The organism is Bacillus cereus group sp. MYBK216-1 (genome assembly GCF_051916495.1).
Taxonomy (GTDB): Bacteria; Bacillota; Bacilli; order Bacillales; family Bacillaceae_G; genus Bacillus_A; species Bacillus_A thuringiensis_K.
The window spans coordinates 98,390-110,179 of record NZ_JBQAGT010000007.1 but is presented as its reverse complement, the minus strand read 5'-3'; the positions used below and the strand labels follow the sequence as shown (position 1 = coordinate 110,179).

Genomic DNA, 11,790 nt, shown 5'->3' with positions numbered 1-11,790 from the left:
AATATGAAATTGCTAACTTTAAACTGTCATTCTTGGCAAGAAGAGAATCAAATAGAAAAGATACAATACCTTGCTAAAGTAATTCAAGAAGAAGAGTACGATGTCATCGCATTGCAAGAAGTAAGTCAGTCCATACAAGCTGAAATTGTATGCGGTAACAAGAAAGAAGATAATTTTGGACTTTTACTATTAGAAGAGTTAAAAGCGCTACATGTAAAAGATTACAATATTACTTGGGATTTCTCTCATATTGGTTATGACGTGTATGAAGAAGGATTAGCGATTATAACGAAGCATAATATTATAAAAGAAGATACGTTCTTTATTTCAGAAAACGAGGATACAACGTATTGGAAAACGCGTAAAATTGTAAGTACAACACTTGCTTATAATGGTAAGGATATAACGTTTTACTCTTGCCATCTCGGTTGGTGGAATGATGAAGAAGAGTCATTCAAAGGTCAAGTCGATCGTTTGATGGAGCGTGTAGATAGCAATAAGCTCGCCTTCTTAATGGGGGATTTTAATAACAATGCTCGATTGAAAGGCGAAGGTTATGAGTATATGATGCAAAAAGGGTTGTATGACACATATGAATTAGCAATAGAGAAGGATGAAGGAACGACTGTCCAAGGCGAGATTGCTGGTTGGGATGAAAATAAACATAGTTTGCGAATCGATCTAATATTGTGTAACCAAAGTAAAAAGGTTCATTCTTCAAAAGTTATTTTTAATGGTACAAACAGAAATGTAATTTCAGATCATTTCGGTGTAGAGGTTCAATTGGATATATATAATAGAAGAAATCCTCACAGAGAATAAAAGCTGTGAGGATTTTTTTTAGGAATACAAGTATTTCCAAGAGAAAATACTTGTATTTTTTATGACATTTCATATATATTTGTTATTATTGAATGCAAAACCGATTTGGTCATTTTGTATTCATACTTTCACTCACTTCGTTATATAATGAAGTAAGTGAAAGTTAATGGGAAAAAATAGTACGTTTTTGGTTAATACACGATGTAGAAAGTGATATAATTGCAAAATGTATGTATCATTTTCTAAAGAAGGAAAAATATATAATTAGGTGATAACTTCTATGAAACAGATTTGGCGTATTTATAAGACAGATTTACGGAATGTAGCCAAACATTGGGCTGCAATTGTTATTGTTTTAGGATTAATGATTTTACCATCGTTATATGCATGGTTTAACATTAAAGCTTCTTGGGATCCGTATGGAAATACAAAAGAGGTTCCCATTGCAGTTTCTAACCAAGATGCAGGTTCTAATTTAAGAGGGAAAGACATTAATATCGGGAAAGAGATTGTAGACTCCCTTAAGAAAAACAAAAATCTTGGCTGGAAATTTGTAGATGAAAAACAAGCAATTTACGGAGTTGAGCGTGGGGATTATTATGCAAGTATTACGATTCCAAAAGACTTCTCTGAAAAAATTGCAACTGTTCTGGATGAAAATCCTAAAAAACCAGAACTGGATTATTATGTGAATGAAAAAGTAAACGCGATTGCACCGAAGATTACAGCAAAAGGTGCATCAGGCATTACAGAAGAAATTAGTAAAAACTTTGTAAAAACAGCAAACGGTGAGATTTTTAAAGTTTTCAATGATCTTGGAATCGATTTAGAAACAAATTTACCAAGTATCGAAAAAGTAAAAGATCTTGTATTTAAGTTAGAAGCGCAGTTCCCAGAAATGAATACACTTATGGATAAGGCATTAGATGATGCAACTCGAGCAGAAGATGTTGTGAAAGTAGCGCAGAAAGATTTACCTGTTGTAGAGAGTGTAATAAATGATGGGCAGGAAGCGTTGGCGAATTTAGATAAGTTCTTTGCAAGACAAGATCAAACATTAAAAAATGCTCCAGGGACGATAAGAAATGATTTAGTGGCAGCAAAAGGCGTTATGGATAGTGCAGCTGCATTTACTGACTTTTTAATGAATCCAGGTGTAGAATTAAATATTCCTGATTTGTCTGGAATGAATGGATTACCTGAATTCCCAGCGAGACCAGATCTTTCTAAGTTGAATAGTGATGGGTATAAAGGGATAGCACAAAATATTAATCAAACAGTAAATAATGTTCTAAGCTCATCACGTGCAGGAACAGCTTATGCACAAAGTGTTATGGATGGATTGCAAAATGGAAGCGTTGATCCAGAGATAGCTAAGAAAAATATTTCGACTATATCTAATAATCTTCAAACGCATATTGACAATCTTTCTTATGTAATTGATGTTATGGCTCGTTTAGAGCAAGGGGCTCAAACTGAGTTTGGGCAAAATTTCTTTAAAACAAGAAAAGAGCATTTAACGGATATTAAGAATGGACAACAAGATTTAAATAATCGTTTTAAACGTTTAAACGATTTAATTAGCACAGGTCAGGAAGTTAAACAAGATGTGCGTGATGGAATTAATCAGAAATTAAATGAAACAAATGCTTTAATCGATCGAGCTGAAAAAGATTACAATGAAACGTTTGTAGCTGATTATAAAAAGGCAGTTAGCGCGGTAGATCAAGCTAAAGCTGATGCAAATCAAATATATGATAATGCAAAAGCAGATTATGATAAAGCAAAAAATAGCCTTGAAGGTGCAAAAGCAGATTTACAGAAAGCAAAAGAAGATGTACAAAATAGAGGTATTAACGGTTTAGATTCAACGAAAGTAGCTTTAAATAGCTTAAATGGTCAATTCCAATCTGGAATCGGTTTAATTGATGATATGATTCCAGTTCTAGAAAGTACAAATAAGGTTTTAGCGGATGTAAATAGTGATAAAAACCTTAATAATGGAATCGCAAAATTAAACAAAGCGAAAAGCAGCTTACAAAAAGGTGTAGAGGCAACGAATAAGGGAATTACACTTCTTAACAATGGCCAGAAACCTACAAAAGATGTAATTGAAAGTATTAACAACGCTGCGAAGGGCGGATCAGCTCAATTAACAGATGTATTATCGACGTATGATTCAGAAATTGTACCTAATTTCAATACAGCAATTGCTCGTACAAAAGAGATGTCGAAAAATACAACTCAAATTTTAAATGATGCAGACAAAAAGCTTCCAGATGTTAAAAAATTACTAGAAGATTCATCAAAAGGCTTAGTAGACGGGAAAAAGAAATTAGCAGATATTAAAGCTGAAATGCCAGCTACTGAGAAAAAGATTAAAGAATTAGCAGATAAAATTCGTGATTTTGAATCTGAAGAGGATTTAAAAGACATCATACGCTTATTGAAAAACGATGTTGAAAAGCAAAGTGATTACTTTGCGAATCCAGTAAATTTAAAAGAGAATAAATTATTTGCGATGCCGAACTACGGTTCAGCGATGTCACCATTCTATACAGTGCTTGCATTATGGGTAGGCGCATTATTAATGGTTTCATTATTAACGGTAGAAGTACACGAAGAGGGCGCGAATTATAAGAGCCATGAAATTTACTTCGGACGTTTATTAACATTCTTAACGATAGGTCTTTCACAAGCGTTTATCGTATCGATGGGAGATATATTCTTACTCGGTACGTACGTAGTCGATAAGTTCTGGTTTGTGTTATTTAGTTTATTTATTGGTGGAGTCTTCGTTTGTATCGTATACTCACTCGTTTCTATTTTCGGAAACGTTGGGAAATCGATGGCAATCATTTTACTTGTACTGCAAGTAGCAGGATCGGGCGGAACATTCCCAATCCAAATGACACCAGCGTTCTTCCAAGCGATTTATCCGTTCTTACCATTCACATACGCAATTAGCGCAATTCGTGAAACAGTTGGCGGAATGCTTTGGGATATCGTAACGCGAGATTTACTTGTGTTAAGTGCTTTCGTAGTAGTTATGATCGTTGCTGCGTTATTACTGAAAACACCAATTAACAAATCAAGTGAAAAATTTGTTGAGAATGCAAAAGGAAGTAAAATCATTCACTAAAATAAAAGGTTCCTACCGATAGAGGTAGGAACCTTTTTGTTTAATCAAATTTTAATTTTTTTAATGCTTCTGCGAATGGGTTATTTAATGGTTCTTCTTCTTTTTTCTGTTGTTTCATATATTTTTGAACGTCGCGTTTATCGGCTTTGTTTCCAGATTCTTTTTTACGTCGCTCTTGGAATGTTGATAATTTCTCGCGATAGCCACATTTACATGCGAAAATTTGGCCTGCACCCTCACCACGTAATTCTAGTTTCTTTTTACATTGCGGACAGCGAGCGTTTGTTGTACGAGATACATTTTTACGATGACCACATTCACGATCTTGGCATACGAGCATTTTTCCCTTTTTGCCGTTTACTTCTAGCATTGGTTTACCGCAATCTGGACAAGACTTCGTTGAAATATTGTCATGTTTATATTTTTTATCACTCGATTTAATTTCAGAAACAATTTCTTTCGTATAGTTCTTCATTTCCGAAATGAATACTTCTTTCTTTAATTTTCCTTTTGCAATTGCCTCAAGTTTTTGTTCCCATTCACCAGTTAGTGTAGGTGATTTTAATTCTTCTGGTACTAAATCAAGTAATTGACGACCTTTTGATGTAATGTGAATATCTTTACCACGTTTTTCAATTAAGAAAGAATTGAAAAGTTTGTCGATAATATCTGCACGTGTCGCTACAGTACCTAATCCACCAGTTGATTTTAACGTATCAGCAAGTTGTTTATTTTGCGTATCCATATATTTTGTAGGATTCTCCATTGCTGAAAGTAAAGTTGCTTCATTAAAGCGTGCAGGTGCTTTCGTTTGGCCTGATGTTTGCATAAGTAACTTTACAGTTAATGTATCGCCCTTTTCAATGTGAGGTAGAATCTGCTCTTTTACGTCATCAGTTACATCATCGTCTTCAAATCGATTTTCGTATACTTCCTTCCAACCAGCATGTAAAATCGTTTTTCCGCGTGCAATGAACGTTTCACTACCAACTTTGGTACGTAATGTTAGTTGCTCATATTCGAATGCTGGGAATAAAACAGCTAAGAAACGTTTTACAACTAAATCATAAATTTTGCGTTCTTTATCTGTGAATGCTGAGAAGTTAACGTATCCTTCTGTTGGAATAATCGCATGATGATCGCTTACTTTACTATCATCAACAAATGATTTGTTAGGTTTGATAGGCTTTTGTAATACTTTATGTGCGAAGGGACGGTATTCTCCAACACCACATGCTTTTAGACGTTCTGGAAGTGTTCCAACGATATCAGATGAAATGTAGCGTGAATCTGTACGAGGGTACGTTAGCACTTTATGCTGTTCATACAATTTTTGCATAATATTTAATGTTTCTTTAGCAGAGTAACCGAACTTTTTATTTGCATCACGTTGCAATTCAGTTAAATCGTAAAGACCAGGAGAGAATGACTTCTTCTGTTTCTTATCAATTTCCACAACAGTAGCATTTTGTTTATCTAAACTTTTTACAATACCATCGATTTTTTCTTTATTAAAACTACGGCTATTGCCATTTGCATCTTGCCAAGTAAGTTTGAGCTTCTCCATTGTTTGAGCTTCGATGCCGTAGTAAGTTTGTGCTTTGAAGTTCTTTATTTCATCCTCGCGACTAGCAATCATAGCAACAGTAGGGGTTTGCACACGGCCACAATTTAACTGGGCATTAAAGCGAGTCGTTAAAGCACGAGTTGCATTAAGACCGATATACCAGTCAGCTTCTGAACGCGCAACTGCTGAAGCGTATAAATTGTCATAGGCTTTACCTGGTTTTAAATTTGCAAAACCATCTTTAATTGCTTTATCGGTTACAGAAGAAATCCATAAACGTTTGATTGGTTTATTTATCTTAACTTTATCGATAATCCAGCGTGCGACTAATTCCCCTTCACGTCCAGCGTCTGTTGCTACAATAATTTCATTTACATCTTTTCTAAGTAGCTGACTTTTTACAGCATTAAATTGTTTACCAGTTTGTTTAATAACCGTTAATTTCAAACGCTCAGGTAGCATCGGTAAATCTTCTAAATTCCACTTTTTATATTTCACATCATAGCTTTCTGGATCAGCTAATGTAACAAGATGGCCTAAAGCCCAAGTTACAATATATTTACTACCCTCAAGATAGCCGTTTCCTTTTTTATCACACTTCAGTACACGAGCAATATCTCGTGCAACGGAAGGTTTTTCAGCGATTACAACGCTTTTTGACATATTAAAAACATCCTTTCAAATTTCCATAAGTTAAATATAGCATACATCTTCTTGAGATTCAGTTTCGCTCCATATTTGAGCTGTTTTTAATGGAGTGAACAAAATCCCAACTGATTAAAGTTTCACTTTATCAGTTGCTTCTATATTAAATAGAAAAGTAAAGAACTTGTTATTTTACTAGAATAAGAGTAGACTTTGAAGTAGATGAATAAGAAACACATGGGAGTTTGTGGATACAAACTGAGAGTATGACTAGTCCGTCATTGACCATTTGAACCTGTTGGATAATGCCAGCGTAGGGAGAGTGTAAAAGCACATGTTCAGGCACTTTGCGTACGCGCGAAGTGTCTTTTTGTGTATCTCCCATCATTATAGTTAGGAGATGAAAAGGATGAATATGAAAGAAATTAGTAAAGTAGTGGATTTGGTGAGAGAATCTAATCCGCTTGTTCATAATATTACAAATGTTGTTGTAACAAATTTTACTGCTAACGGTTTGTTGGCACTTGGGGCATCGCCTGTAATGGCGTATGCAAAAGAAGAAGTAGCAGAAATGGCTAGCATTGCTGGAGCGTTAGTATTAAATATGGGGACACTTCGTCCTGAAGAAGTAGAAGCGATGTTACTCGCAGGTAAATCAGCAAATGCGAACAATGTGCCAGTACTATTTGATCCAGTTGGTGCAGGAGCAACTTCGTATCGAACAGAAGTTGCGAGACATATTCCGGCTGAAATCGATTTAGCAATTATCCGCGGAAATGCAGCTGAAATAGCAAATGTTATTAATGAGAAATGGGAAATTAAAGGGGTAGACGCTGGTACTGGACATGGCAATGTTGTAAGTATTGCAAGGCAGGCAGCAGACGAATTAAATACAGTTGCGGTTATTACTGGAAAAGAAGATGTTGTTACAGATGGAGAGAGAACTATTGTTATTCGAAACGGTCACCCTATTTTAACGAAAGTTACGGGAACAGGTTGTTTACTAACTTCGGTAATAGGAGCATTTGTAGCAGTAGAAAAAGATTATGTAAAAGCAGCAGTAGCTGCATTAACATTTTATGGAGTAGCAGCGGAACTAGCAGCGGCTAAAACGGTAGAAAAAGGACCTGGTAGTTTCCAAATTGAATTTTTAAATCAGTTAGCGAATACTACTTCTGATGATATTGAGAAGTATGGGAAGATTGAGGAGTTAAAGTAAGGGGGAGGAAACACACGATGCGCATTGAAACAAAGAAAATGTCTAAGTTATTACAGGTGTATTTTATTATGGGAAGTAATAATTGCGCGAAGGATCCTTTATCTGTATTGAAAGAAGCATTAGATGGTGGAGTGACACTTTTTCAATTTCGTGAAAAGGGAGAAGGGGCTTTAATTGGAGAAGAAAGAGTGCGTTTTGCAAAAGAATTGCAGGCGCTTTGTAAGGAATATAGTGTTCCTTTCATTGTAAATGATGATGTAGAATTAGCCATTGAATTAGATGCAGATGGTGTTCATGTAGGACAAGATGATGAAGGAATTACATCTGTTCGTGAAAAAATGGGAGATAAAATTATCGGCGTATCTGCTCATACAATTGAAGAAGCACGCTTTGCAATCGAAAACGGAGCAGATTATTTAGGTGTTGGACCTATTTTCCCAACGAGTACGAAAAAAGATACGAAAGCGGTTCAAGGAACGAAAGGATTAGCTTATTTTAGAGAACAAGGAATTACAGTGCCAATCGTTGGTATTGGTGGGATTACAATTGAAAATACAGTGGCAGTTATAGAAGCGGGTGCGGACGGTGTTTCAGTTATTTCAGCAATTAGCTTAGCTGAATCTGCGTATGAAAGTACGAGAAAATTAGCTGAAGAAGTAAAGAGAAGTTTGTAGGGAAGGACGTGTAGTATTTTAAGTGCTACATGGAGAAATAGACTGCCCCAAAATTTAAACAAATATTTGATTAAAAAAGCACAAACCTTTTTAAATAAAGGTTTGTGCTTTTTCTTTAAAACATAATTGAAATTAAGAGCATTCCAATTCCGATAGAAGTAAATGTTGCAATTAGGCCCGGAATCATAAAACTATGATTTAATACGTATTTACCGATACCTGTTGTACCAGTGCGGTCGAAGTTAATGGCAGCAACGATTGTTCCATAGTTTGGAATGAAGAAGTATCCGTTCACTGCAGGGAACATAGCAATCAGTAATGCTGGCGGAATACCAAGAGATAGTCCAAGTGGCATTAAGGCACGAACTGTTGCTGCTTGGCTGTACAGTAAAATAGATAGAATGAATAATGCGATAGCAAATAGCCATGGTGCACTTGTTACTAAATGCTGAATGGATCCTTGAATCATATTTAAGTTTCCGTTAAAGAAAGTATCTCCCATCCAAGCGATACCGAAAATAGCAACAACTGCTGTTGCTCCTGCTTTAAAGACGTTACCAGATACAATGCTTTCTACATTTGGTTTACAGAAAATAATAATAAGGGCCGCGATAGTTAACATAACCATCTCAATTGTGTTCGGCATGGAAAGACGAGCTAACTTCCCATCAACTATCCATCCTGGACGAAGTGCTTCAAATGAACCAAGAAGTACAACAAGGAAGGTTCCTACAAGGAAAAGGATAACTGATAATTTGGCGCCCTTTACACCTACAAATTCTTTTTTCTCTTCAAGTTTAGGAATCATTCCTTCGTTTAATCGTTTTAAGTATTCAGGGTCTTCATTTAATTCTTTTCCCATCTTACTAGCAACAAATGCTGCTAACATACAAGCAATGAAAGTAGAAGGAATACTCACTTTTAAAATATCTAATAAAGTGATTTTATAGTCAGCTAACATTGCTAAAAGAGCAACTGTGGCAGCTGAAATTGGACTAGCTGTAATTGCTTGTTGAGAAGCGATTACGGCAATCGACATTGGGCGTTCCGGTCTAATCCCTGATTCACGAGAGACTTCTGCAATAACAGGAAGTACAGAATAGGCAACGTGACCAGTACCTGCACATAGTGTGAATAAATAAGTAACAATTGGAGCAAAAAAAGTAATACGCTTTGGATTTTTTCGTAATGCTTTTTCAGCTAGATGAACAAGATAGTCCATTCCTCCAGCAGCTTGCAAAGCACCAGCAGCTGTAATTACTGCCAAAATCATAAGCATTACATCGATAGGAGGCGCGGTAGGTTGTAAGTGGAAGACAAAAACGAGTATTGCCATACCAACTCCACCCATTACTCCTAAACCAACTCCGCCTAGGCGTGCACCAATAAAAATACAGAGTAACAAGGTAAGAAATTGTAGCCAAAACATGATAAACTACCTCCGAAATTCATTAGTTAAGATATATTCGAATAGTTTAATTTGAATGAAAATTAAATAAATACCCGAAGAAATCCTTGTTATTAATACATTTTTTATTATATAACACAAAAAAAGTAACATTCACGTACTTTTTGAAATTATTTTGAAAAAACAATGCGTTAAAAATTTGTATTTATATCTCTAAATAAGTAGACATTTTGATTTATATGTTGTAATCTTTGAAAGAGAATAAATTAATTCTCATAGAACTCCCATATCGTTCAACTCGTTCAGCGAGAAAGGCAAACTGATGGAAACATGAGGACGCAAAACTACAGGAGCTAAGGTCGAAAGGCTATGCTAGCCAGTTACCGGACGGATAGGGTTGGTCTTTGCCAATGCTTTTACATTGGCTTTTTTTTATTCTCGAACATATTGAGAAACATTTTTAAACAAAATATTCATATATTTTGTTTTTTTTGTTTATGTTAGTTAAGGAAGGTGGATATTAATGAAAAAATATTGGCATAAGTTATCGTTCCTTCAAAAGAACGTCTTATTAACCGTACTAGTTATTTTGACGCTTGTTGGAAGTATGGGTGCGTTAAGTTTCAACATGTTTCAAAATAGTATGATGTCTTTATTTGAAAGGCAGTCTATTGAAACAGGAGAAATAGTATTAAAAAAATTGGATTTAGAGTTAGTTAGAGACATGGCGAAAGATCCTACAGCCGAAAAAGTGAAAAAAGAAAAGTTAACAGAGAAATTAGATGAAGTTTCAAAAGAATTGAAAAGTGTTGGACAAACGTATGTTACAGGAGCAAAGCCGAATGAAAAGCGAGAATTAAAACTCGTTGGTTTGACTACAGAGTTAACAAATGCATTCCCTATAAAGACGGGAGATTATTATGAACAACCCGCTCATTGGATGAAGGCATACGATAAAGTGATTGATACGAAAAAGGCACAAATGACAGAAGTATATGAAGATGAAATAGGTTCGTGGGTGACAATATTAGAACCAATTACGGATGGAGAAAACAATATTGTTGCAATTATTGCGGCTGACCTAGATGCTTCCATTGTTCCTATTACAAAAGAGAAGTTTATGATACAGGGCTTACTCTTTATCATTATTTCATTAGCAATTGCGACTATTACTCAATTCTTTATCGTGCGTCACTCGCTAGCTCCATTAAAAGATTTACGAGAAGGGTTACGTAAAATTGGTGAAGGAGACTTAAGTATTAAATTAAAAGAAAGACCAGATGATATTGGAATTATTAATGTTTATTTCAATAACACGATTGAAAAATTTAAAGGGATTATAGATAAAGTAAGGCAAACTGCTGAGCAAGTTTCTTCTTCTTCGCAAGAGTTGTCAGCGAGTACAGAGGAAAATAGCATGGCAGTTCAAGAGATTGCAAGTTCTATTGAAGGTTTAAGAGTAGGGGCACAGTCTCAAAAAACGTCAGTACAACAATGTTTAGGAATTGTACATGGAATGGAAGATAAGGTAGAAGAGATAACTGGGGCTGCAAAACAAGTTGCAGTTGCTTCTGAAGGTATGGAGCAACATTCAATTGAAGGTAATGAAGTGATTGGACAAATTATTAATCAAATGAGTTTAATCCAAAATGCAGTACAAGATTTATCTTCCATCATTTATTCGTTAGAAACAAGGTCAAAAGAAATTAGTGATATCGTAACTGTAATTACAGGTATTTCAAATCAAACAAATCTATTAGCTTTAAATGCTTCTATTGAGGCTTCACGTGCTGGAGCAGCTGGAAGAGGGTTTGCGGTTGTTGCTGATGAAGTACGAAAATTAGCAGAACAAACTGAAGCGTCTGCAAAAGATATAGCGAAATTAATTGGTGAAACACAAGCTGAGACAGAAGATGCTGTAGTTTCCATGCAAAAAGGTTCAAAAGAAGTAGAAACTGGAATTTCACTTGTTCAAAGTAGTGGAGATTTCTTTGAAAAAATTTCAAAATCAGCGCAATCTGTTACAGATCAAGTAAAAGCTGTTTCTGGTAATTCGAGTGACATTTTACAAAATAGCCAAAATATTGTTCAAGTTGTAAATGAATTATCGCATATTGCAAATACTTATGCCAACAGCAGTAGTAATGTTGAAGAAAGCATGAAAGAGCAAGAAATATCAGTACAAGATATTGCAGAATTAGCGACTTCTTTAAGTTGGCTTTCTCAGGAATTACAAGAGCTAATTGGTGAGTTTAAAAGTGAATAAGAAGAAAGATCAATTCTAATCAAAGGGGGATCCCCCTTTGATTATGA

At 35.3% G+C, this 11,790-nt stretch carries 7 protein-coding genes and 2 riboswitches; of the genes, 5 read left to right on the top strand and 2 right to left on the bottom strand.

The window, feature by feature from the left end; translation table 11 throughout:
• Nucleotides 1-3: 3 nt before the first annotated feature.
• Both ACTFRH_RS22840 and ACTFRH_RS22835 read left to right on the top strand, forming a co-directional pair.
• The gene (locus ACTFRH_RS22840) at nt 4-822 is read left to right on the top strand and encodes an endonuclease/exonuclease/phosphatase family protein (protein WP_440048834.1); all 819 of its coding nucleotides are present in this window, start codon (nt 4-6) and stop codon (nt 820-822) included.
• 280 nt (nt 823-1,102) lie between these two features.
• Nucleotides 1,103-3,964: a YhgE/Pip domain-containing protein gene (locus ACTFRH_RS22835; RefSeq protein WP_000810095.1), complete on the top strand. Its 2,862-nt coding sequence runs from the start codon at nt 1,103-1,105 to the stop codon at nt 3,962-3,964.
• 40 nt (nt 3,965-4,004) lie between these two features.
• Here ACTFRH_RS22835 and topB read toward each other — a convergent pair whose 3' ends face one another.
• Nucleotides 4,005-6,194, bottom strand: a complete 2,190-nt coding sequence (topB, locus tag ACTFRH_RS22830) for a DNA topoisomerase III (RefSeq protein ID WP_000047287.1) — start codon at nt 6,192-6,194, stop codon at nt 4,005-4,007.
• Between the two features lie 209 nt (nt 6,195-6,403).
• A riboswitch (TPP riboswitch) is annotated at nt 6,404-6,513 on the top strand.
• A gap of 72 nt (nt 6,514-6,585) precedes the next feature.
• Here topB and thiM point away from each other — a divergent pair.
• Both thiM and thiE read left to right on the top strand, forming a co-directional pair.
• Nucleotides 6,586-7,395: a hydroxyethylthiazole kinase gene (gene thiM, locus ACTFRH_RS22825; protein ID WP_001056091.1), complete on the top strand. Its 810-nt coding sequence runs from the start codon at nt 6,586-6,588 to the stop codon at nt 7,393-7,395.
• Between the two features lie 17 nt (nt 7,396-7,412).
• Entirely contained in the window at nt 7,413-8,069 is a 657-nt protein-coding gene (gene thiE, locus ACTFRH_RS22820; protein ID WP_001217745.1) for a thiamine phosphate synthase, read from the top strand.
• A gap of 115 nt (nt 8,070-8,184) precedes the next feature.
• On the opposite strand, the gene ACTFRH_RS22815 is transcribed toward thiE, so the two are convergent.
• Complete coding sequence (locus tag ACTFRH_RS22815) at nt 8,185-9,498, bottom strand: anaerobic C4-dicarboxylate transporter family protein (RefSeq protein WP_000498707.1); 1,314 nt, start codon at nt 9,496-9,498, stop codon at nt 8,185-8,187.
• Between the two features lie 282 nt (nt 9,499-9,780).
• Nucleotides 9,781-9,865, top strand: a riboswitch (cyclic di-GMP riboswitch).
• A 135-nt stretch (nt 9,866-10,000) separates the two neighbouring features.
• On the opposite strand from ACTFRH_RS22815, the gene ACTFRH_RS22810 reads away from it, so the two are divergent.
• On the top strand, nt 10,001-11,743 hold the full coding sequence (locus tag ACTFRH_RS22810) for a methyl-accepting chemotaxis protein (protein WP_000761074.1): 1,743 nt from the start codon (nt 10,001-10,003) through the stop codon (nt 11,741-11,743).
• The last annotated feature ends 47 nt before the right edge of the window (nt 11,744-11,790 follow it).

Coding starts and splice junctions, on each gene's coding strand:
- ACTFRH_RS22815 (WP_000498707.1), bottom strand. CDS start 9,498: ATGTTTTGGCTACAATTTCTTACCTTGTTACTCTGTATTTTTATTGGT.
- thiE (WP_001217745.1), top strand. CDS start 7,413: ATGCGCATTGAAACAAAGAAAATGTCTAAGTTATTACAGGTGTATTTT.
- topB (WP_000047287.1), bottom strand. CDS start 6,194: ATGTCAAAAAGCGTTGTAATCGCTGAAAAACCTTCCGTTGCACGAGAT.
- ACTFRH_RS22835 (WP_000810095.1), top strand. CDS start 1,103: ATGAAACAGATTTGGCGTATTTATAAGACAGATTTACGGAATGTAGCC.
- ACTFRH_RS22840 (WP_440048834.1), top strand. CDS start 4: ATGAAATTGCTAACTTTAAACTGTCATTCTTGGCAAGAAGAGAATCAA.
- thiM (WP_001056091.1), top strand. CDS start 6,586: ATGAATATGAAAGAAATTAGTAAAGTAGTGGATTTGGTGAGAGAATCT.
- ACTFRH_RS22810 (WP_000761074.1), top strand. CDS start 10,001: ATGAAAAAATATTGGCATAAGTTATCGTTCCTTCAAAAGAACGTCTTA.